This is a genomic window from Pseudomonas sp. S3_A03 (genome assembly GCF_054668275.1).
In genome coordinates this window covers 5,473,094-5,494,935 of record NZ_CP162753.1, presented here as the reverse complement: position 1 = coordinate 5,494,935, position 21,842 = coordinate 5,473,094, and the positions used below count along the sequence as shown (strand labels likewise).

At 61.3% G+C, this 21,842-nt stretch carries 20 protein-coding genes and 1 pseudogene; 12 read left to right on the top strand and 9 right to left on the bottom strand.

Annotation, left to right across the window (positions count from 1 at the left end; genetic code table 11):
• The first annotated feature begins 47 nt into the window (after positions 1–47).
• Together AB4O25_RS25290 and AB4O25_RS25285 are read left to right on the top strand one after the other, a co-directional pair.
• The gene (locus AB4O25_RS25290) at positions 48–719 is read left to right on the top strand and encodes a COG3650 family protein (RefSeq protein ID WP_017529646.1); all 672 of its coding nucleotides are present in this window, start codon (positions 48–50) and stop codon (positions 717–719) included.
• A 107-nt stretch (positions 720–826) separates the two neighbouring features.
• A complete protein-coding gene (locus AB4O25_RS25285; protein WP_017529647.1) occupies positions 827–2,440 on the top strand; it encodes an NAD(P)/FAD-dependent oxidoreductase in 1,614 nt (537 codons plus the stop codon).
• A 57-nt stretch (positions 2,441–2,497) separates the two neighbouring features.
• Here the strand turns inward: AB4O25_RS25285 and AB4O25_RS25280 are convergent, their stop codons facing one another.
• Entirely contained in the window at positions 2,498–3,592 is a 1,095-nt protein-coding gene (locus tag AB4O25_RS25280; protein ID WP_065877140.1) for a PLP-dependent cysteine synthase family protein, read from the bottom strand.
• 216 nt (positions 3,593–3,808) lie between these two features.
• Between AB4O25_RS25280 and nhaA the strand changes: the two genes are divergently transcribed.
• The 3 genes and pseudogenes from nhaA to AB4O25_RS25265 all read left to right on the top strand — a co-directional run bounded on the left by nhaA (position 3,809) and on the right by AB4O25_RS25265 (position 6,377).
• Positions 3,809–4,984, top strand: a complete 1,176-nt coding sequence (nhaA, locus tag AB4O25_RS25275) for a Na+/H+ antiporter NhaA (protein ID WP_017529649.1) — start codon at positions 3,809–3,811, stop codon at positions 4,982–4,984.
• Between the two features lie 365 nt (positions 4,985–5,349).
• Positions 5,350–5,742: pseudogene (locus AB4O25_RS25270) on the top strand (S-type pyocin domain-containing protein); the annotation flags it as partial.
• Between the two features lie 290 nt (positions 5,743–6,032).
• The gene (locus AB4O25_RS25265; protein WP_460150120.1) at positions 6,033–6,377 is read left to right on the top strand and encodes a hypothetical protein; all 345 of its coding nucleotides are present in this window, start codon (positions 6,033–6,035) and stop codon (positions 6,375–6,377) included.
• 75 nt (positions 6,378–6,452) lie between these two features.
• Here AB4O25_RS25265 and AB4O25_RS25260 read toward each other — a convergent pair whose 3' ends face one another.
• The gene (locus AB4O25_RS25260; RefSeq protein ID WP_003189251.1) at positions 6,453–6,917 is read right to left on the bottom strand and encodes an outer membrane lipoprotein; all 465 of its coding nucleotides are present in this window, start codon (positions 6,915–6,917) and stop codon (positions 6,453–6,455) included.
• Between the two features lie 155 nt (positions 6,918–7,072).
• Between AB4O25_RS25260 and AB4O25_RS25255 the strand changes: the two genes are divergently transcribed.
• On the top strand, positions 7,073–7,318 hold the full coding sequence (locus tag AB4O25_RS25255; protein ID WP_065877142.1) for a hypothetical protein: 246 nt from the start codon (positions 7,073–7,075) through the stop codon (positions 7,316–7,318).
• Between the two features lie 50 nt (positions 7,319–7,368).
• Here the strand turns inward: AB4O25_RS25255 and pdxH are convergent, their stop codons facing one another.
• The 5 genes from pdxH to dinG form a co-directional block, all read right to left on the bottom strand.
• Positions 7,369–8,016: a pyridoxamine 5'-phosphate oxidase gene (gene pdxH / locus AB4O25_RS25250; protein WP_116078319.1), complete on the bottom strand. Its 648-nt coding sequence runs from the start codon at positions 8,014–8,016 to the stop codon at positions 7,369–7,371.
• Positions 8,013–9,200: an OmpA family protein gene (locus tag AB4O25_RS25245; protein ID WP_460150119.1), complete on the bottom strand. Its 1,188-nt coding sequence runs from the start codon at positions 9,198–9,200 to the stop codon at positions 8,013–8,015. The genes pdxH and AB4O25_RS25245 overlap by 4 nt, the downstream gene beginning before the upstream one ends.
• Positions 9,201–9,343: 143 nt before the next feature.
• A complete protein-coding gene (locus AB4O25_RS25240; RefSeq protein ID WP_017529653.1) occupies positions 9,344–10,489 on the bottom strand; it encodes an EstA family serine hydrolase in 1,146 nt (381 codons plus the stop codon).
• 82 nt (positions 10,490–10,571) lie between these two features.
• Complete coding sequence (locus AB4O25_RS25235; RefSeq protein ID WP_017529654.1) at positions 10,572–12,869, bottom strand: beta-galactosidase; 2,298 nt, start codon at positions 12,867–12,869, stop codon at positions 10,572–10,574.
• An 88-nt stretch (positions 12,870–12,957) separates the two neighbouring features.
• Positions 12,958–15,102 (bottom strand): ATP-dependent DNA helicase DinG, encoded by a 2,145-nt coding sequence (gene dinG, locus AB4O25_RS25230; protein ID WP_017529655.1) that lies wholly within the window; start codon positions 15,100–15,102, stop codon positions 12,958–12,960.
• 99 nt (positions 15,103–15,201) lie between these two features.
• Here dinG and AB4O25_RS25225 point away from each other — a divergent pair, with 99 nt between their 5' ends.
• A complete protein-coding gene (locus AB4O25_RS25225; protein WP_017529656.1) occupies positions 15,202–15,666 on the top strand; it encodes a CopD family protein in 465 nt (154 codons plus the stop codon).
• A gap of 58 nt (positions 15,667–15,724) precedes the next feature.
• Here the strand turns inward: AB4O25_RS25225 and AB4O25_RS25220 are convergent, their stop codons facing one another.
• Together AB4O25_RS25220 and AB4O25_RS25215 are read right to left on the bottom strand one after the other, a co-directional pair.
• Positions 15,725–16,483, bottom strand: coding sequence for a collagen-like domain-containing protein (locus tag AB4O25_RS25220; protein ID WP_026067409.1), 759 nt, complete (start codon positions 16,481–16,483; stop codon positions 15,725–15,727).
• A 156-nt stretch (positions 16,484–16,639) separates the two neighbouring features.
• On the bottom strand, positions 16,640–17,335 hold the full coding sequence (locus AB4O25_RS25215) for an OmpA family protein (RefSeq protein ID WP_017529658.1): 696 nt from the start codon (positions 17,333–17,335) through the stop codon (positions 16,640–16,642).
• A gap of 190 nt (positions 17,336–17,525) precedes the next feature.
• On the opposite strand from AB4O25_RS25215, the gene AB4O25_RS25210 reads away from it, so the two are divergent.
• The 5 genes from AB4O25_RS25210 (at position 17,526) to AB4O25_RS25190 (ending at position 21,805) form a co-directional block, all read left to right on the top strand.
• Positions 17,526–18,023 carry a DUF6231 family protein gene (locus AB4O25_RS25210; protein WP_065877145.1) on the top strand — a complete coding sequence of 166 codons (498 nt, stop codon included), beginning with the start codon at positions 17,526–17,528 and terminating at the stop codon, positions 18,021–18,023.
• Positions 18,024–18,027: 4 nt separating this feature from the next.
• Positions 18,028–18,498: a YchJ family protein gene (locus tag AB4O25_RS25205; protein WP_017529660.1), complete on the top strand. Its 471-nt coding sequence runs from the start codon at positions 18,028–18,030 to the stop codon at positions 18,496–18,498.
• Between the two features lie 18 nt (positions 18,499–18,516).
• Complete coding sequence (locus tag AB4O25_RS25200; protein WP_460150118.1) at positions 18,517–18,999, top strand: LEA/WHy family protein; 483 nt, start codon at positions 18,517–18,519, stop codon at positions 18,997–18,999.
• Complete coding sequence (locus AB4O25_RS25195) at positions 18,996–19,196, top strand: SEC-C metal-binding domain-containing protein (RefSeq protein ID WP_003189235.1); 201 nt, start codon at positions 18,996–18,998, stop codon at positions 19,194–19,196. Before AB4O25_RS25200 ends, AB4O25_RS25195 begins: the two co-directional genes overlap by 4 nt.
• Before the next feature lie 167 nt (positions 19,197–19,363).
• Positions 19,364–21,805: a penicillin acylase family protein gene (locus tag AB4O25_RS25190; RefSeq protein WP_460150117.1), complete on the top strand. Its 2,442-nt coding sequence runs from the start codon at positions 19,364–19,366 to the stop codon at positions 21,803–21,805.
• The last annotated feature ends 37 nt before the right edge of the window (positions 21,806–21,842 follow it).

Below are 21,842 nucleotides of genomic sequence, written 5' to 3'. Positions count from 1 at the left end.
GCATCGCCAGCCTGCGTAACGTGGCGGCACTTGTCTGGAGACCCCTTATGCGTGCCGTCCGTACCCTCGCTTTATGTGCCTTGCTTCCTTTGTTCGCCGCTTGCCAGATGTTCGAAAGCGAGCCGGCCAAGCCGTCTACCGTCGGGCTGACCCGCATGCAGGGGCAACTCACGGCGGTCGGTGGCAAGCTGTTGTTCCAGCCGTGCCGCGATCAGCGCAACTACCTGGTCAAGGACACCGGCGGCACCAACATCCTGCAGGAAGCGGCCTCTTTGGCCGGCCAGCAGGGCGTACTGTTTGCCGACCTGCGCGGCAAATTTTCCGGGGTCGCCGCCGGCACCCAGGGCGAAGTGGAGCTGCAGCAGTTGTACCGTGTCGAGCGGTCGACCGCGGCCTGTGACGATCCGGACTTCAAACGCATGATCCTGCGCGCCAATGGCCACAAGCCAGCCTGGGCAATGAACGTGACGGCCAAGGGCATGGTGCTGGAGCGCGAAGGCCAGCCACCCCTGGCGGTGCCTTATGTGGAAGAGCAAATCGGTGACGGCCGCTTCAACCTGATGACCGAAGCCGATAACCAGCACATTGAGCTGTGGGTGGCCCCGCAACGTTGCGTCGACAGTGTCAGCGGCAGCCTGCAACACATGACCGCGCAGTTGCGCGTCAACGGCCAGGTGCAGCAGGGCTGCGCGGCGTTTGGCGGTTCGCGCGACGACTGAATCGGCCCTGCGCTGTTTTAACATGACGGAAACCGGCCATTGGGGCTTATAATCGCCGGTTTGCTAAAACAGCCGGCATCGAAGCCCGCCGCCTACCGGATCCCGTCATGTTACGAATCACCGAACTCAAGCTGCCCATCGACCATCCCGAAGAAGACCTGCGGCCCGCCATTGTGCAGCGCCTGGGCATCGCCAGTGATGACTTGCTCGATTTCACCCTGTTCAAGCGCAGCTACGACGCCCGCAAGAAAACCTCGGAGCTGTGCTTCATCTACACCATCGACCTGAACGTAAAGGGTGAAGCCGCCCTGCTGCTCAAGTTTGCCGATGACCGTAACGTCAACCCGGCCCCGGACATCAGCTACAAAGTGGTGGGCCAGGCGCCGGAAGGTCTGGTCGAGCGGCCGATCGTGGTGGGTTTTGGCCCCTGCGGGATCTTCGCCGGGCTGCTGCTGGCGCAAATGGGCTTCAAGCCGATCATCCTCGAACGCGGCAAGGAAGTGCGCCAGCGCACCAAGGACACCTGGGGCCTGTGGCGCAAAAGTGTGCTCAACCCTGAGTCCAACGTACAGTTTGGTGAAGGCGGCGCCGGCACCTTCTCCGACGGCAAGCTCTACAGCCAGATCAAAGACCCGAAATTCCACGGCCGCAAAGTGCTGCACGAGTTCGTCAAGGCCGGTGCGCCGGAAGAGATCCTCTACGTCAGCAAGCCGCATATCGGTACGTTCCGCCTGACCGGCGTAGTGGAGAACATGCGCCAGCAGATCATCGCCCTGGGTGGCGAAGTGCGCTTCGAGCAGCGGGTTACCGACGTGCTGATCGATGATGGCCAGTTGAATGGCGTGGTGTTGGACAGCGGCGAACAACTCCTGTCCAGGCACGTGATCCTCGCCTTGGGCCACAGCGCCCGCGACACGTTCCGCATGCTGCACAGCCGTGGCGTGTACATGGAGGCCAAGCCGTTCTCGGTGGGCTTCCGTATCGAGCACCCGCAGTCGCTGATCGACGCGGCACGCCTGGGTAAATACGCCGGGCACCCGAAACTGGGCGCCGCCGACTACAAGCTGGTACACCACGCCAAGAACGGCCGCTCGGTCTACAGCTTCTGCATGTGCCCGGGCGGCACCGTGGTAGCCGCCACCTCCGAGCCGAACCGCGTCGTGACCAACGGCATGAGCCAATACTCGCGTAACGAGCGCAACGCCAACTCGGGCATCGTGGTCGGCATCACACCTGAAGTGGACTACCCAGGTGGCCCGTTGGCAGGTATCGAATTGCAGGAACGCCTGGAGTCCCACGCTTATATCCTCGGCGGCAGCAACTACGAGGCCCCGGCACAGCTGGTGGGTGACTTCATCGCGGGCAAGCCATCCACGGCCCTTGGCAGCGTGGAACCGTCCTACAAACCGGGCGTTTCGTTGGGCGACCTGGCCCTGGCGCTGCCGGAGTTCGCCATTGAGGCGATCCGAGAAGCACTGCCGGCGTTCGAGAAACAGATCAAGGGCTACTCCCTGCACGATGCAGTATTGACGGGCATCGAAACGCGCACCTCCTCGCCGCTGCGGATTACCCGTAACGAATCGATGCAAAGCCTGAACGTGAAAGGCCTGTTCCCGGCCGGTGAAGGTGCCGGCTATGCCGGTGGGATTCTCTCGGCGGGTGTCGACGGGATCCGGATTGCCGAGGCGCTGGCGCGGGATATGTTGGGTATCGAGGCGTGAGAAACGCCGCATGTTGAATGTGGGAGCAAGCCTCCCACATTTGGTTTTGCGTTGTTTTCAGATATTCGCGCGCAGGATGCTATCCGGCAATGGCTCGCCCCGCTCCACGCTGGCCGCAACGGCCGCGATCAACCCTGGCAGCGCATACCCCTGCGCCGCCAACCACGCCTGATCGTAATAGGTAGTGGCATACCGCTCGCCGCCATCACACAAGATCGCCACGATCGAGCCCGACTCGCCGGCGGCTTTCATCTGCTGCGCCGCCATCAACGCGCCGATCAGGTTGGTCCCGCTGGAACCACCGACCCGGCGCCCCAACCGCTCGGCCAGGTAATGCATGGCCGCCAATGACAACGCATCCGGCACCTTGACCATTGCATCGATCACCTTCGGCAAAAACGACGCCTCGACCCGTGGCCGGCCAATGCCTTCGATCCGTGAACCACAGTCCAGGCGCAGGCTGGCATCACCCGTCTGGTAGTAATCAAAAAATACCGACCGCTCGGCATCGGCGCACAACACGCGCGTGCAATGCTGGCGATAACGCACGTATCGACCGAGGGTGGCCGTGGTGCCGCCCGTGCCGGGGCTGGAAATCAGCCAGCTCGGCTCGGGATGCCGTTCAAAACGCAGCTGCTGGAAGATCGACTCAGCGATGTTGTTGTTAGCGCGCCAGTCGGTGGCGCGTTCGGCGTAGGTGAACTGGTCCATGAAGTGACCACCACTTTCCTGCGCCAAGCGTTCGGATTCGGCGTAGATCTGCGTCGGATCCTGTACCAGATGGCTCTTGCCGCCATAGAAAGCAATCTGTGCGATCTTTTCCTGGGACGTGGTGGCAGGCATGACGGCAATAAATGGCAGGCCGAGCAGCCGTGCGAAATACGCTTCGGAAATCGCGGTAGAACCGCTGGACGCTTCGATCACGGGCGCTCCCGGCTTGAGCCAGCCATTGCACAGCGCGTACAGGAACAGCGAGCGGGCCAACCGGTGTTTCAGGCTGCCGGTGGGGTGGCTCGACTCGTCCTTGAAATACAACTCGATGCCAGGCAAACCCGGCAGCGGCAAGGGGATGAGGTGTGTATCGGCGCTGCGCTGGAAGTCGGCTTCAATGATGCGAATGGCTTCGCGGGCCCAGGGACGGTGGTCGCTCATAAGGGGGATCTCTAAGGATTTTCAATCAGAATTTTAAGATGTTTCCAACACCGCATACCGATACAGTAACGACTCAATTGGTCACACAATTGCCGGGCCAAGGCGCAACGCCAAATCTGTCCATTTTTATAACAAATAAGAATATAACTTTTGTTTTAACAACTAACGGTACGGGTTAGGGTACCCACCTATTGAATCCGGATTGGAGAGCATCCCTTGGCTCTGCGTAGCACGTTCACCCGTTTCTTCCAGCTGGAAGCCGCCAGCGGTCTGTTATTGATCGCCGCCGCCGCTCTCGCGCTGATCGTCAACAACTCACCGTTGTCACACCTGTACGCCGCGTTTCTGGATGTACCGGTGGTGGCGCAGATTGGCGCGCTGAAAATCGCCAAGCCGGCCCTGCTGTGGATCAACGATGGCCTGATGGCGCTGTTCTTCCTGCTGATCGGCCTGGAGGTCAAGCGCGAACTGCTCGATGGCCACCTGTCCAAACCATCCCAGGTTGTCCTGCCTGGCGCTGCCGCCATCGGCGGTATGGTGGTGCCGGCGCTGATCTACTGGGCCATCAACAAAGACTATCCCGCCGCGCTCTCGGGCTGGGCGATCCCGATGGCCACCGACATTGCCTTTGCATTGGGCGTGCTGGCGCTGCTGGGCAAGCGTGTACCCGTGTCGCTGAAACTGTTCCTGATGACCCTCGCCATCATCGATGACCTTGGTGCGATCATCGTTATCGCGGTGTTTTATTCCGCCGATCTGTCCGGCGCGGCCCTGGCGGGTGCGGGCGCCTGCCTGGTGGCGTTGATCGCGATGAACCGCCTCGGTGTGATCAAGCTCGGCCCCTACCTGATCATCGGCCTGATCCTGTGGGTGTGTGTACTCAAGAGTGGCGTCCACGCCACACTGGCCGGCGTGACGCTCGCGTTCTGCATTCCGATGCGCACCAAAAACGCCGAGACCTCACCGCTGCTGACGCTCGAACACGCCCTGCATCCGTGGGTGGCCTATGCCATCCTGCCGCTGTTCGCGTTTGCCAATGCCGGCGTATCCCTCACCGGCGTCAGCCTCGATAGTTTCACCCATCACGTCCCCATGGGCATCGCCGCCGGCCTGCTGATCGGCAAGACCATCGGCGTATTCGGCCTGACCTGGCTGGCCATCAAGACCGGCCTCGCGGCATTGCCCAGCGGCGCCAGCTGGGGCCAGGTGTTCGGCGTGGCGATCCTGTGCGGCATCGGCTTCACCATGAGCCTGTTCGTCGGCTCCCTGGCGTTCGTACCGGGCGCCAGCGAGTTTGCCGGCGAGGATCGAATGGGCATCCTGACCGGGTCGATACTGGCGGCCTGTATGGGTTATGCGGTAACGGCGATGGCGAGTCGCAAAAAAGCCTGACCGTTTGCAGGAGCCGGCAAGCCGGCTCCTGATTCATCCGATTCCTCCCTCTTTAGCAGTTCCTTCCTACACCCACCCTCCTCGGCTTGCTCTAACGTCAGCACCCGGCTTCTACGCCGGATTTCGTTAAGCATCACGCCAGGAGGGCAAATGGCAAACAACAAGGACGTATTTAAAGTCTGGCGGTCCTACGGCACGGGTACCGGCGGATATCGCCGACTTGAACCCATGACTGAGGCTGAGTCAGCGGCCTGGACGGCAATCCGGCAACAAGCTCAACGAGAATCGATCGACCGTCAGATTGCCGAAGACGCGTACTTTCAGGTTGAATCGCCACCGCCTGAACTGCCCAAGGTGGGGTGCGTGAATTGCGCTCCATGGCCAGGGCGCGCACTCGGGTACGCCTGCATATCGAGCAACGCGACGACGGCACGCTCAAGGGGTATGCCTTCTATACCGGAAAAAATCCCGGCTGGGAGATGATCGACGTCGTGCAGTTTGAGGTATCCGACACGCAGTACATCGCCCACTTGGGGGATGGCATTGAGCTGATCTGGACACCCGCCGCAGACACCGCCGATACACTCGGAATACCAGCACTGGAAGCGGCGCCATCGACACCACACATATGGGTGTATCCGCCGACCGAAAAAGCCGCCGCTATCATCGTGGACCCGATTTATCCGCCTGATTACAGGGATTTCATTCTTGTCTTCCCGGCGGACTCCGGTGTCAGGCCCCTGTATGTCGTTGTGAGCTGGAAGTATGAGGATGCGCCTTATCACAGCAAGAAGGGCAACTCGGTTAAAAGTAAAAAACCCACTAACGGCCTGGACGCTTTGAACGACTCAGTGTTGGTCAAGCCTGGAGAGCCTCGCCAGATAGGTATTGACCCGCATACGAAGGAGTTTGTGATTGTTGACAAGTCAACAGATGACACTTTTCACGGCCACGTACGACCATGGAGCGCACTTAACCAACATATGAAAAACGCATTGATAAGGGCTGGAAAAACTAACCGCAAAGGAAGAGTCCTAGGAGACCTGAAATGAATATGCGCTATCACGATCCTGACTTGACTCACGATGAATCAGTGACTGATCTTGCCACTGGTGACGTAAGCAAAGTCACCACAGCACTAATTTCAGTGGGCCTCAACGAAACCGATTGTACCTGGGCACAAAGCGTTTGCTTACAACATATGCGTGACGACAACGAAGACATCGCGTCAGCTGCCATAGTTGCCATAGTTGCCATAGGCCACATTGCACGTCGATTTGGGACATTGGACATGGACAAGGTAATGCCGGCACTGCAACAAGCTATGCGTAAATGCCCTGCGCTCAGCGGTGTCATTGGAAGTGCAATGGATGACATCGAAATGTTTACCTGACACCTTCCGAAAAGCCATTCAACAAAAACCCCAACCGGTCACCCGGTTGGGGCTTTGTGTTTCTACAACCGATGTTCAGCGAGTAACGCGGCTGGTGCCGTCGACGGTCATGATGCGCACGCGGTCGCCAATGCGGAAGATTTCATTTTCCTGCACGGCCTGTACGTAGGCGCGCATGCTGCCGTCGTCTTCACGAACGGTGATTTCCACGCCTTGTGTGCGGGTCAGGCCTTCTTCGGTGGCCGAACCCAGCAGGCCGCCGGCAACGGCGCCGATCACGGCAGTGACGATACTGCCACGGCCACCGCCAATGGCGCTGCCGCCCACGCCACCAATGACAGCACCGGCCGCGCCGCCGATTGGGGTCTTGGTGCCTTCGATTTTCACCGGACGCAGGGATTCGATGGTACCCATGCGCACAGTCTGTACACGACGCGCTTCATCACGGGAGTACGAGTCGCCGGTCAGACTCGAGGCGCAGCCACCCAACAGCAAGGACAGGGTGGTAAAGCAGGCAACCAGTAAAACGGACTTACGCATAGCATCAACTCCAAAGGACAGGTATTCATTAGACGCTGCGGCTTGACGCCTGTCACGGCAAGCGCGGCAGAAAATTGCTTTCATTCAGCCTTAGTACAGACTGCCAGCACCAAAAACCTCGACGAACGGTAGCACTCTTCTCAACAGGGACGTTCATGGATTACTTCATCATTGTAGTCACTACTCTAGCCGGCCTGTATTTCCATGGCTGGCTGTACCTGCGGATCAAACGGTGGGTAGACCGCGACCTCGCACTGTCTCTGGCCGGCGATGATCCGCTCAAGCGGGCCTTCATGCTGCAACAGTTGGAGCAGGCTCGCACCTTGAAAATCAAACGCGGCGACTTGCCGGGCTGGCTGAAAAACGCCGCGCAGCACTACACACCCGATGCCTCGTTATAGAGACGTCGGGGTGATGTGCATCATTCAGGTGAGGTGACGAAAGGTGCCGCTCAGGGCGCCAGGCGCTCGCGGGTCCAGTCGGCCCCTTGCAGGCGGTAGTTCAGGCGGTCATGCAGGCGACTGGCGCGGCCTTGCCAGAACTCGATGCGCTCGGGCAACAGGCGATAGCCACCCCAATGCTCGGGGCAGTCAGGCTGGGTATCGCTGAAACGCTGTTCGGTGGCCTTGAGCAAGTCTTGCAGTTCTTCACGGTCACGAATGACCTGGCTCTGCGGCGACGCCCAGGCCCCCAGACGGCTGCCCAGTGGGCGGACCTGATAATACGCGTCCGACTCTTCGGGCGTGACCTTGACCACCCGCCCTTCGATACGCACCTGGCGCTCCAGGGTCGGCCAGAAAAAGGTCATGGCCGCAAACGGCCGCGCCGCGAGCTGTTGGCCCTTGGCGCTCTGATAGTTGGTGAAGAAGGTAAAGCCCTGCGCATCCAGGCCTTTGAGCAACAGGATACGGCAGTGCGGGCGACCGTCCTGGTCGACCGTGGCCAGGGTCATGGCGTTGGCTTCCACCGGCGGCTGCTCGGTGTTCACCGCATCGGCAAACCACTGGTGGAATAACGCAAACGGCTCGCTCGGGGCCTGGGCCTCGCTCAAACCGTCCCGTGTGTAGTCACGGCGCATATCGGCCAGTGCCTGAGTCATGCGGCTTTATCCTTCTGGTTCAGCAAATCAGTTTTTGCCTGGTCGTTCGCCGGTGCATCGGCCTTGGCTTTGGCCGGCGCGGGTTTCTTCGCTGCTGGCTTGGCCGGGGCCTTCTTGGCGGCTGGTTTGGCGGCGGCTTTCTTGGTGGTTGCCTTGCTGGCGGCGGCCTTTTTTGCCGGGGCTTTTGCAGCCGGTGCCGGGGCGGGAACGTTCTGCACCGCGACCATTTCAGCCACAGGCGGGGTCTTGCCCGAGTTGTACTTGCTCAGCAACGCCAACATGGTGCTGCGTTGAGTGAACATGATTTCCATGCGACGGTTCAGGGCACGGCCCTGGGAGCTGTCGTTGGCGGCACGCGGCATCAGGTCCCCCATGCCACGCAGCATCAGGCGATCCTGCTTCAGGCCGCTGAGGCTGAAAATCGAAGCGATGGATTGCGCGCGCTCCTTGCTCAACGCCTGGCTGGCTGGCGCCGTGCCAGTGGCATCGACGTGGCCCAGAACCAGAACGGCGGTTTTCGGGTCGGCTTCAACCGCCTTGGCCACGCGTGTGAACGGACCGAGGGTAACCGGCAGCAGCATGGCAGGACGCTTCGGGTTGTAGGAACCGTCTACCGGAGCAATGACCACCAGCACGTTGTCGCGACGTTCCAGTTGCAGGTTGCTGTCCTTGATGGCGGCGCGCAGGCGCGGCTCATAGTCATCCAGCCAGGCCTGGGTGATTTTCGGGTCAGGCATCGGCACGTTGGTCACATCGACCTTGGCCAGTGGCTTGGGTTTGCTTTCGAACGGCCACCACCAGTGGGTTTCAGTCTCGTTTTTGGCAACGGACGGGGCTGGCTCGGCGGCCTTCAGATCGGCCTTCAGGTCAGCCTTGGCGTCAGCGGCCTTTTCATCAGCGGTTTTGGAACCAAACGGCCACCAGCTGGAGCCGGTGTCGGTTTTCGCGGCCGGCGCTACGGCGGGAGCGGGAGCGGCGGTGGCGGCTACCGGTGCGGCAGGCTTGGCGCCAGCGGCGGGCTTGGCATCCGGCTTGGCGTCGGTTTGGGTGACTGCGTCCTTGGTAACGGCCTTATCAGATCCAAATGACCACCAATGCCCACCTTCGGCATCATTTTGTGGCGTTTGTGCGCAGCCGGTAATGGTGAGGCAAAGAGCCAGTGCCAAGGACTTGTTCGATAACATGAGATATCCACAAAATGAGAAAAGAAACGGGGGTCTGGATGACCCGTTAAACAGACGCTTACAGAACTTTAAAGTTACAAAATTTCGTTCAGCGCCTTCTTATAGTTGCCTTTGTAACAAAAAATTGTGAAACAGCAAGGGGTTTACAGACAACCGGCCAATATTCCGACCAACTTCTGCGCGCGCGGGTCCATAAGTACATAGGGTCCCAATGTATTAGTTACGAAACCAAAGGCTACATCATGCTCCGGGTCGGCAAACCCGACCGAACCACCCGCGCCAGGATGCCCGAAAGCACGCGGGCCAAGGCCGAACGTCGCATTGGGCAACTGCGGTTGGTCCAACATGCAGCCCAGGCCAAAACGGGTGTTGGTCAATAATGTTTTGTCCGGCCCGATACTGTGTTCACGGGTCAACTCTTCGAGCATGTCGGCTTCAAGCAAACTACCGTCTAACAAACCACTATAAAAACCGGCCAGGCTGCGTGCATTACCGTGACCATTTGCCGCCGGCTGCTGCATGCGTCGCCATTCTGGCTTATTAGTACTGGTCAGAATGGACGGTGGGTTGGCAAATGCCCGCGTCGTCATTGCAGTCGGCTCACGCATCATTACTTGCAGTAAACGTTGCGCAGCTTCGTCGCCCATGTTGCCTTTGCTGCGCGCTATATGGGCTACGCGATGAAACTCTGCGTCCGCCAGCCCCACATGAAAGTCCAGCCCCAGCGGGCGTGCCACCCGCGCCACGATGGACTCACCCGGCCCACACCCGTCAGCGCGGCGCAGCAATTCACCGACCAGCCAGCCGTAGGTGATGGCCTCGTAGCCATGGCCCTGGCCCGGCGTCCACCACGGCGCTTCGGCGGCCAGGGTATCGACCATCAACTGCCAGTCATAAAGGGCTTCGGCGGGCAGCATCTCGCGGATCGCCGGCAACCCGGCCTGGTGGCAGAGTAACTGGCGCAGGGTGATGGCCTCTTTGCCGGCTGCGGCGAATTGCGGCCAATACCGGGCCACCGGCGCGTCCAATTGCAGTTTGCCCTCGGCCACCAGTTGCAGGGCCGTGACGGCGGTGAAGGTCTTGGTGCAGGAGAACAGATTGACGATAGTGTCGCTGTGCCAGGCCTCGGCGCCGTCCTTGTCAGCGGTACCGGCCCACAGGTCGACGACCGTCTCACCGCCGACCTGAATACACAGCCCGGCGCCACGCTCCTGCGGGTCATCGAACAACGCGGCGAACGCTTCACGCACCGCTTCGAACTGGAGCTCGTAATGACCCTGAACCTGCACCTAAGCCCCCTCGAAAAACACCATGAAAAGTGGCCGACATTGTTCCAGCCCTGGTGGGTTTTGTGAACCCGTCAACGCGCAATCAATGGCCATTTCCCGAATGCCCGCCGGCGTGCCCGGCGCCCTGCCCCGCGCCTTGGCCTGCATGCCCCGGCTTGCCGCCCTCGCTTTCGCGAACCACGTCGGCGGCCTGGGTTTTCTGCGCTTGCCTACCCAGTTGATCGACCGCCGCCAGGTTGCTTTTGCGCACGCTGTCGACAAAGCCCTGATACGGCACATCGGTAATGCCCACCAGGCCGAAGTGTCCGTTTTCCCCGTCAAGCAAACGGCCGGTCACCGGCTGGTCCAGGTACTGGAACCAATGCACACCGACAATCGACGGTTCGGCCATGGCCTGCTTGAGGAAGTTGGCGTACGCCACGCCGCGATCGTCTTCCTTGGCCAGTTGGGTCACGCCGCCCCAGAACGGGCCACGATCGGCCGAGCCAAAGTTGAACTCAGTGATCAGCACCGGCTTGTCCAGTGCGCGCAGCGCCGCGAAGTCATAACCGTCCTGTGGCTTGAGGGTGTACATGTTGAAGCTCAACACGTCGCAATACTGTGCGCAGGAAGCAACCGCTTCCGGGGTGCTCACCGCGTAACGACCGCCCAGCAGCAGCTGATTGGGGGCATGCCACTTGAGCGAATCGGAAAGGGTCTTGAAGTAAGCGTCGGCGAAGGTCTTCTGGAAGTATTTGAAGTCCGCTTCGATTTCCGGGTGCTCAGGGCTAGGCATCGGTGGCTCGAAACCGGGATCTTCCATCAGTTCCCAGCCCGCCAACTGAATGCCCCAGGCTTTCGACAAGCCCGCTTCGTTGCGGTACTTGTCGCGCAATTGCTTGAGAAACGCACGCTTGGCCGGTACGTCGGTGGTCATGCGCAACGTACCGTAGGCCAAGGCGTAACGGGATTTGGGGTCATCACCGGGGCCGGCCCAGGCCAGTTCGTTATCGGCAAAGAAGCCGATCAGCCACGGGTCATCACGATGATCGCGGGCGGCAATGGCCACGGCGCGCTCGGTGGCCATGGCGAAGCGCGGGTCGAACGGGTCGGGCATGCCGCCCCACCAATCGGTGCCGGTACTGATGCTGGCGTAGTCGCCGACGATCGACAGCGGCAAGGTGTAGGGCACGCGGTCGGCGGCGGCCAGCGCATCGTCGCTCCAATTGCCGACGGTGTTGAAACCCCAGGCTTGCAGACGGTCGAGGGTATGGCTGACCCAACGTTTCGGGTCGAAGCCTTCGCCACCATAGGTGCGCTGCAGGTTGGCCGCATAAAAGTCGTACCAACGGCCGGCACCGAAACTGCGCCCTTCGCCCGCACCATTACCGGTGCGGTTGTCGCCGCTGCCGTAATACTTGTCGAACGGCTCACCGGCCTTGGGCAATGCGGCAAACATCCACTCACGGCCGGCTACGTAGGTCTGGCTGTTGTCCGGGGCCACGGTATTGACGCCCAGGGAATAAAACGGATGGCCCAGCGGAGTTACCAGGTACCAGCGACCGTCGCGCTTTTCGGTGCGGAAGAACCCGCTGGCCTTGAACGCCGGGCCCTTGCTCCAGCCACCGTATTGATCCAGTGAGGATTTGTCCCGCGCGGCCAGCCAACCTTGGAGCTGGGTGTGTTCCCTGGCTGCGGCGGCCTTGAGCTGTTCGTCGCTGCTGACCTTCTCGGGCCAACGCGCACGGGTAGATTGCCCGTAAGCATCCACCAATTCGCTGTAGGCCGCCTTTAGCACCGGCTCACTGTCCTGCACGCCAAAGCGCTCCAACAGAATGCTCTGGGCCGCGTTGGGCTTGAGCATCGACAAGGTCACCGAGACCACCTGGCTGCGGTCGATTTCACCGGCGCTGGCGGCCAGCAACACGCGTTGGCCATCCACGGTGATCGGCATCGGCGGGCCGGCTTTCATGCCCTGGCTCAGTGGTGAGTTGGCTTGTAACGGAACCAGCAGGGTCTGGGCCGGACCGGCCGGCAGGTCGATGCGACTGACCAACGTTCGGCCGTCATTGCTCTGCACCTTGACGTAGAGGGTCAATGCCCAGTCCATGGCACTCTGGATCCGCAGGCTCATGGCACCGGACTGCGACCAGTCCCACACGCCGCTTTGCGGGCTGAGCACCAGGCTCGGCTCGGCGGCAGGGTTGAACGTGATACGACGAAGCACCTCGCCTTCAGGGGTTTGTTCGGCGTTGTATTGCGGCAGGCTGGCGTCCTGGGTCGCCACCTTGACCACATCGGCAGGCCGGACGAAGTTGAACAGCGTTTGTTGCCCGGCGGGCGCGGCCATCAAGGGCGCCGCGAACAACAAGGCAAAAAGGGCGGGCAGCGTGCGAATCATACGAGCAAGGTTCTCCCAAAGGGCCGATGAACGGCCTGATGAACGACATGAGATAGACCACGAAGTGGGCGAAACCGCCCACGGTGGCTTAAGAAATTTCGCGCCTGAAGGGCGGCAAAGCATTAAGGATAGCTTTGCCGTAGCGCTGAGTGACCAAGCGACGGTCGAGCAAGGTGATAGTGCCGCGGTCTTCTTCGGTACGCAGCAAGCGCCCGCAGGCCTGCACCAGTTTCAGAGAGGCATCCGGCACGGAGATTTCCATGAACGGGTTACCGCCACGCGCTTCGATCCATTCGGCCAACGCCGCCTCGACCGGATCATCCGGCACCGAAAACGGGATTTTGGCGATCACCACGTGTTCACAGTAGGCACCGGGCAAGTCCACGCCCTCGGCAAAACTCGCCAGGCCGAACAGCACGCTGGAGTCGCCACCATCTACCCGTGCCTTGTGTTTGTTGAGGGTTTCCTGTTTGGACAGGTTGCCCTGGATAAACACCTGCTTGCGCCAGTCGCGATCCAGGCCGTCGAACACGTCCTGCATTTGTTTGCGTGAGGAGAACAGCACCAGGGTGCCGCGCGAACCTTGCACCAGCTCCGGCAGGTCGCGGATGATCGCAGCGGTGTGCGCCGCTGCGTCACGTGGGTCGGCCTTGAGATCGGGTACCCGCAGCACGCCGGCATCCGCGTGGTGGAAGGGGCTCGGCACTACCGCAGTGACGGCTTTTTTCGGCAACCCGGCGCGCATGCGGAAGCGATCGAAGGTGCCCAGGGCGGTCAGCGTGGCGGAAGTCACCAGGCAGCCGTAAGCCACGTTCCACAGGTTGCGGCGCAGCATTTCGGCGGCGAGGATCGGGCTGGCGTTGACTTCGATATCAAACAACGCACCGCTTTCCGACAGGGTCAGCCAACGGGCCATGGGCGGGTTGTCTTCAGGGTCTTCAACGGTAAAGGCGGTCCACAACTCCCAGTTACCCTGGGCGCGGGACAACAGGCTGCCGAACAGCGGGTACCATTCTTCGGCCTGGTTGCTGGCGATACCGATATTGACTTCGCCATCCATGCCTTCCTTGAGCAGGTCGGTCAGGCGCGTGAACAGGTCGGTCAAGCGTGAAAAACCCTTCTTCAGCTCGATGCCCATTTCGCGCATGTGCTCGGGGATCATCCCGCCGACAAAACGGTGGCGCGGCCGCTCGCGGCCTTCCACGTCTTCGCCGGGCTTGAAGTCGGCCACCTGTTCGCAGGCACTGAACATGAATTGCTGTTGGGTCTTGATCTCCCGCGCCAGCTCCGGCACTTGTTCGATCAGCTTGCCCAAATCGCCGGGCAGCGGGTGCTGGGCCAGCAGCTTGGTGAGGTTCTTGGCGGTGGACTCCAGCCAGTCGGCGGTGGAGCGCAGGCGCGTGTAGTGGGCAAAGTGGCCGATGGCCTTGTCCGGCAGGTGATGGCCTTCGTCGAACACGTAGAGGGTGTCGCGCGGGTCGGGCAGCACGGCGCCGCCGCCCAGGGCCAGGTCGGCCAGCACCATGTCGTGGTTGGTGACAATCACGTCGACCTTGCCCATACCCTCGCGGGCCTTGTAGAAAGCGCACTGGCCAAAGTTGGGGCAATGGCGATTGGTGCATTGGCTGTGGTCGGTGGTCAGGCGCGCCCAGTCGGCGTCTTCCAGGGCGGTGGGCCAGCTGTCGCGGTCGCCGTCCCATTTGTTGCCGGCCAGTTTCTCGATCATGCTGGTAAACAGCTTCTGGCTGACTTCATCAACCTCGATCTTGAAGCCTTCTTCTTCGAACAGCGACGCCGTGGCGGTTTGCGCGTGGCCTTCCTGCAACAACACGTCGAGCTTGGACAGGCACATATAGCGGCCACGCCCCTTGGCCAGGGCGAAGGTAAAGTTCAGGCCGCTGTTGCGCATCAGGTCGGGCAGGTCTTTGTAGACGATCTGCTCCTGCAGGGCGACGGTGGCGGTGGCGATCACCAGGCGCTTGCCGGCGGCCTTGGCGGTCGGAATCGCCGCCAGGCTATAGGCCACGGTCTTGCCTGTACCGGTGCCGGCCTCGACGGCCACGACCGCGGGCTCACCTTCGCGGCGACCTTCATCGTCGGTGTCGATATCCCCGAGGACCTTGGCCACTTCGGCGATCATCAGGCGTTGGCCATAGCGCGGTTTCAAGCTTTTGGCTTCGAGAAAACGCGAATAGGCGCCCTGGATCGTGGTTTTGAGTTCAGTGCTGATCATGAATAGTCGGGCGCAAAAAACGCTGGATAAATTTTCAGTGGTTCGGATCGGCCGCTATCATACCCCGCTAATTAATCCCGCGCAGAACGGAGTACCACCATGACCGCGTTTAGCCTCGCTTACACCCTGCATGTATTGGCCGCCCTGATCTGGGTCGGCGGTATGTTTTTCGCCTGGATGATCCTGCGCCCCGCCGCTGTGGCGGCACTTGAAGGCCCTGCCCGCCTCACGCTGTGGGTAAATGTGTTTCAACGTTTTTTCGTATGGGTGTGGGTTGCGGTGCTGATTTTACCGATCAGCGGTGTGGGCCTGTTGCACCTGCGCTTCAGCGGGTTTGAAACCGCGCCGCGCTATGTACAGGTGATGATGGGGTTGTATCTGGTGATGACGGCGTTGTTTATCCGCATCCAGGCGTTGAAGCTCCCGGAGCTGAAGGCAGCCGTGGCGGCGCAGGATTGGCCGGCGGGCGCGACTGCGCTGGGGCAGATCCGCAAGTTGGTGGGGATTAATTTGAGTGTGGGCTTGATCGTGGTGGCGATTGCTTCGGCTCGGCCGATGTTCTGAAGCAGCGTTAGAGGGACCCATCGCGGGGCACGCCCGCGATGGCCTCAGAGCAACCGAATCAAAGCCTCTGGATCGTCACAGAACCCGCAGGCCCCACCGGCCCCGGTTGCCCTTCCAACCCTGGCCGCCCCTTCTCACCACCATCGGCGCGGTACACCAGGCAGCCTTTGGATTCGCCGCCCTTGCCGGGTTTACCCGCCGTGCCGGGCAAACCGCCCGCACCGCCGTCCACCCAGACCTTGATCTGTTGTGCCGGGAAGTCCTTCGGCAACTCGACACGCACTTGCGCCCCCGCCGCGCCCGGCAGGCCATCGCCGCCGTTATCGCCATTGAAGCCGCGCCCGGCCGAGCCCCAGGTGCAACCTGGGTCTTCGCCGTTGGCGCCGTCCAGCCCGGCATAGCCCTTGGCCCCGCTGCCACCACGGGCATCCACCGACAGTTCTTCAGCCGTCAGCTTATTGATCCGCAAGGTCAGGTCACGTCCGGCCTTGGCGGGTTTCTCGTGGGTACCGGGGGCGCCGCGCGAGGTAATCTGGCTGCCATGCTCGAGTTGCGCAGCCCCCACCTGCAATTGCAACGCAGTATTGCCGGGCACAATGGTGATGCGGGCGTCGCGCCCCAAATGCAGTTGATCCACAGTGACCTGGCTGATGGTCGCCGGAATCAGCAATGTGCCGTAATCCGCCACCTCCAGGCGCTCCAGTTGCAACACACCGGTGCTGCTGGGCAGGCGCATCAAGGAGTTGGTTTCAACGCTGACGCTCTGAGCCAGGGCAACGGGGCTGACCAACAGGGCCAGCAGGAAAACCTTACGCATCATGGGGCTCCTGAGTATTTTTTGAATTTTTCTTTGGACGCACAGTAACGACTTCTACAGGCGCTTTGCCAGTGAAGGATCAAAAAAGTTAATAAAGGGAGGCTTCAACGAGGATCGCCGACAATGCCCCCGTGGAAACCACGGGGGCAAGGGTTATCAGCGGTTGATCTGGATTTCCGTGCGACGGTTCAGTGCGCGGCCGTCAGCGGTTTTGTTGTCGGCCACCGGATGGCTTTCACCCGCGCCGGTCACCGACACAAAATTGCTGCGCGGCACGCCGGCACCGATCAGGTACTCCGTGACCGAATGCGCACGCTTTTGCGATAGTTTCTGGTTATAGGCCTCTGCGCCGACGCTGTCGGTATGCCCGCTGACCCGCAGTTGGGCGCTGGGCGCTTCCTGTTTCAAACGAGTGGCGATGGTGTCGAGCTTGGTTTTGTCGGCCGCCGTCAACTTGGCCGAGTCGAACTGGAAGTGCACATCGCGAATCACGATGGTTTCTTCTTTGACCGCCACGACGTCCTCAACCACCGCCGCCGGGGGCGCAGGAGGGCAACCATCGGCATCCACCTGTACGCCTTTGGGCGTACCTGGGCATTTGTCGCGGCTGTCCGGCACACCGTCGCCGTCCTCATCGCCGTCGCCATGTACCCAGCAATAGGCGCCGGCCATACCGCCGATCAACAGCGCGCCATAGCCCGCGTAGGCTGAGCTTTCCGTTGCGCCGATCGCCGCACCGGTCACACCGCCGACAGCGGCACAGGTAGGCCAGTCGGTTTTTTGCAAACCTGCGCAACCTGTCAATACTCCGGTTAGCAGAACCAAGGGTAGAGCTGTCCGCATGATGCTCATCTGTTTTCTCCTGAGGGCGTCGGCGGGGGCCGACAAAGCAAGTAAAGACCGCTCTTTTCAACTGCGCCACTACGCCACGCCCCCGTATTCATTGAGCTTTGCGCTCCATGTAGGACTTTTCGCCGCCGCCCGCTCTAGGCCCACACGCTCAGCCGCGCTAGTCTCTAGGGTTCTGATGTGAGGATCTGTGATGACCGCTGGTATTTCTGCCCGTACACCCCAGCAGGCGCTGGCCGCCTTGCTGGATCTGCACCAGCCAAAACGCCTGTTATTGTTGGGCGCCAGCCGGTTTCCGGCGCTGGATGCGTTCATAGAAGCGCATCCCGAGACGCAGGTGTCCGTCGCCGGGCCCGGGGCGCTGCCTGCGGAGTTGGCCGCGCAGCGTTTTGACCTGGCGCTGGTGGTCGACTGCCTGGAGCACCTGTCAAAACCGCAAGGCCTGACCTTGCTCGGCGGTATTCGCAACCTCAATGCCAGCCGCATTGCGGTGCTGGTAGACCTGGCGGCCTGCGACTGGAAGGACACCGACTTCTTCTCACTGGCCCTGGAGGCCGGCGAACGCTTCCAGCGTGATGAACAGGTGTTGACGCTGTTTACCTATGATCTGCTTGACTATAAACAGGTGCCGGACTGGCTTAACGCGCGGTTCTGGGCCAACCCGGAAAACTTTGGCAAGTATTGGTGGTAACCCAATGAGTACATCCATTTGCCCCTGCGGCAGTGGCAACCTGCTGGACGCCTGCTGCGGCCATTATCACGCCGGCCATCCCGCGCCCTGCGCCAGCGCACTGATGCGTTCGCGCTACAGCGCCTATGTGCTGGGCCTGGTGGACTATCTGGTTGCCACTACGTTGCCCGCGCAACAGGCCGGCCTCGACCGTGACGCCATCGGCGCCTGGAGCGCGCAAAGCACCTGGCTCGGCCTTGAAGTGGAAAGCTCCGAGGTATTCGGCGGCCAGCCGGAACATGCCTTCGTGACCTTTACCGCACGCTGGCATGACAGCAGCGGCGAACATAGTCACCGCGAGCAGTCGTCTTTCGTACAGAATGACGGGCGCTGGTACTTCATCGACCCGACGGTGGACGTGAAAACCGGACGCAACGATGCGTGCCTGTGCGGCAGCGGGCAAAAATTCAAGAAGTGCTGCTCCAGCTATCTCTGACCCCCAAGGACCCACGCCATGCTCCGGATCTACAGCTTGATGCTGGCGTTAACGTTCGGCCTGACCGGGTGTACGTCGTGGTTCGAAGACGATTCGCCGCCGCCCCATGTCTCCCTGGTCAAGGTCGAAGTGGTGCGGGCCAAGCTGCTGGAGCAGAAATTCAAGCTGTACTTTCGCATAGACAATCGCGACGACGCCGACCTGACCGTGCGTGGCCTGATCTACAAAGTGACCCTGGACGACTTTGTGCTCACCGAAGGCGAGTCCAACGAATGGCTCACCGTGCCTCCTCGCGGCCATGGGTTTTTCAAGGTATCGGTGCGCACCAACCTCTGGCCGCAGATACGGGATGTGGTGCAGATGCTGAAAAAACCCCGCAAACCCGTGCCTTATCGTCTGGAAGGCGAGCTGAAAACCGGATTATTCATCGGTTATGACGTGCAGGTGGCCCACAATGGCGAGATAATCCCCGGCGATTTTATTCCGGAGCAACATCGATGACTCAGCAACCCCATGTCCACGGTCCTGACTGCAACCACGATCACGATCACCATGATCACGACCATGGTCATGTCCACGGCCCGAACTGCGGCCACGCCCACCAAGAACCGGTGCGCAACGCCCTGAAGGATGTTGGCCGCAACGATCCTTGCCCATGCGGCAGCGAAAAGAAGTTCAAGAAGTGCCATGGCGCGTAAGCCACACAGATAATCCTGATGCCTGATGTGGGAGAGGCGTGCTCCCTCCCACATTAATTTGCGCAAATCCCAAGATTTCACGCCCGGCCACAACTCCCGCTTGCGTCGTTTCACCGCGCTCACTAACGTAGCGCCTTTACTGACGCTACCCCCGCAGGAGCTTTGCCATGGCCTCGCCAGCCCTCTCACATTTTCTTCCCCGGTTCGGCGTAGCCGCGGCAGTGGCCAGTGCTTTAAGCCTGGCCGGTTGCCAGCTCCAGAGCACCCAGGACACCCTGCCGCCGGTTACCGGCGTGCAGCCGATCAAAGGTCTGGCACAGAATGTGTCGGTGCGCCGCAATGCCCAGGGCATGCCGCTGATCGAAAGCAACACCTTCCACGACGCGCTGTTCAGCCTCGGTTATGTGCACGCCAGTGACCGCATCACCCAAATGGTCACCTTGCGCCTGCTGGCCCAGGGCCGTCTGGCGGAAATGTCCGGGGCCGAGGTGCTAGATATCGACCGCTTCATGCGGGCGGTCAACCTGAAAAAAAGCGCCGGCGAGCTGTACAGCGCCTCTTCGCCGCGCCTCAAGCGCTTCTTCGAAGTGTATGCCCGAGGCGTCAACGCCTACCTGTTCCGCTATCGCGACAAGCTGCCGCCAGACCTGGCCCAGACCGGCTACAAGCCCGAGTACTGGAAGCCGGAAGATTCGGCGCTGTTGTTCTGCCTGCTCAATTTCAGCGAGTCGGCCAACCTGCGCGAAGAGCTGGCCTCCCTGGTGCTGGCGCAAAAAGTCGGGGTCGACAAACTGGCCTGGCTCACCCCCAGCGCACCGGATGAACCGATCCCCCTGGCCGAAGCCGACAAACTCAAAGGCGTGAACCTCAGCCAGATCACCGGCTTGGCCGGGTTGGACACGGTCAGCCAGCAACTGGGCAGCCTCAATTCGCTGGCGGTCACCACCTCGAGCAACTGGGCGATCGGCCCGCAACGCAGCCGTAGCGGCAAAAGCCTGTTGGCCGGCGACCTCGCCGCGCAGCCACAGGCCCCGTCGCCGTGGAACTACGTACAGATCCGCGCACCGAAATACCAGGCCGTTGGCGCCTCGATTGCCGGCCTGCCGACCCTGCTGTCCGGGTTCAACGGCAAAGTGGCGTGGAGCATGAGCACGGTCAAGGGCGACACCCAGGACCTGTTCCTGGAGAAGGTCAAGCGCCAGGGCAATGCGCTGTACTACGAGAACAACGGTAAATGGCTGCCGGCCGGCGTGCGTAACGAAACCTTCTTTATCAAAGGCCAGCGCTCGATTCGCGAAGTGGTGTACGAAACCCGTCATGGCGCCCTGCTCAACAGCAGCCAGGCCCTGACCAGCGGCCTGGGCCTGGCCCTGCAAACCGCCGACTTCAAAGATGACAAGAGCCTGGATGCGTTCTTCGACCTGTCTCGCGCGCAAAACGTCGCCAAGGCTTCGGATGCCACCCGGGAAATCCGCGCCATCGCCTTGAACATGGTGTTTGCCGATGCCACCAATATTGGTTGGCAGGTCACCGGCCGCTTCCCTAACCGCCGCGAAGGTGAAGGCCTGCTGCCCTCCCCTGGTTGGGACACGCGTTTTGACTGGGACGGATACGCCGACGCGATGTTGCACCCCTATGACCAGGACCCGGCCCAGGGCTGGATCGGCACCGCCAACCAGCGCACCGCGCCGCGCGGCTATGGCATGCAATTGTCCAACTCGTGGGACGCGCCGGAGCGCAGCGAGCGCCTGGCGCAACTGGCCAATGCCGGCAAGCATGACAACCGCAGCCTGATCGCCATGCAATACGACCAGACCACCACCTTCGCCGCCAAGCTCAAGACCATATTCCAGGCACCGGGCATGGCCCTGCCGTTGAAGCAGGCAATCGACGCATTGCCGGTGGTCGAACAGGCCAAGGCACGCGAAGCGTTGAATCGCCTGATGGCGTTCGACGGCCGCCTTGCCTCGACATCCGCCGACGCCGCGCTGTACGAATTGTTCCTGCAGGAAAGCACCCGGCAGATCTTCCTCGACGAACTCGGCCCGGAAAACAGCGCCAGTTGGAAAGCCTTCGTGAGCAACGCCAACCTGTCCTATGCCGCTCAGGCCGACCACCTGCTGGGCCGTGAAGACAGCCCGTTCTGGGATGACGTGCGCACCGCCACCAAAGAAGACAAACCGGCGATCCTCGCCCGCAGCCTGGCCACCGCGATCACCGCCGGCGACAGCCAACTGGGCGCCGATCACAAGGCCTGGCAGTGGGGCAAACTCCACAGCACCACCTGGAAGAATGCCGCCGGCCAGATCATTCGTGGCCCGCTGGCGTCCGGTGGCGACCACAACACCCTGAACCCCGCGCCGTATAGCTGGGGCCAGGACTTCAACACCACCCAAGTGCCGGCGCTGCGCATGATCGTCGACTTCGGCCAGGCGGAACCGATGATGGGCCAGGGCGGCATCGGCCAATCGGGCAACCCGGCCAGCCCCAACTATGCCAACGGCATCGACCCCTCGCTCAAGGCGCAATACCTGAGCTTCCCGATGCAGCCGCAGAACTTTGAGAAGGTGTATGGGAAGGCGCGGTTGACCCTGACACCGGGGAAATAACAGCCACCCAATGTGGGAGGGGGCTTGCCCCCTCCCA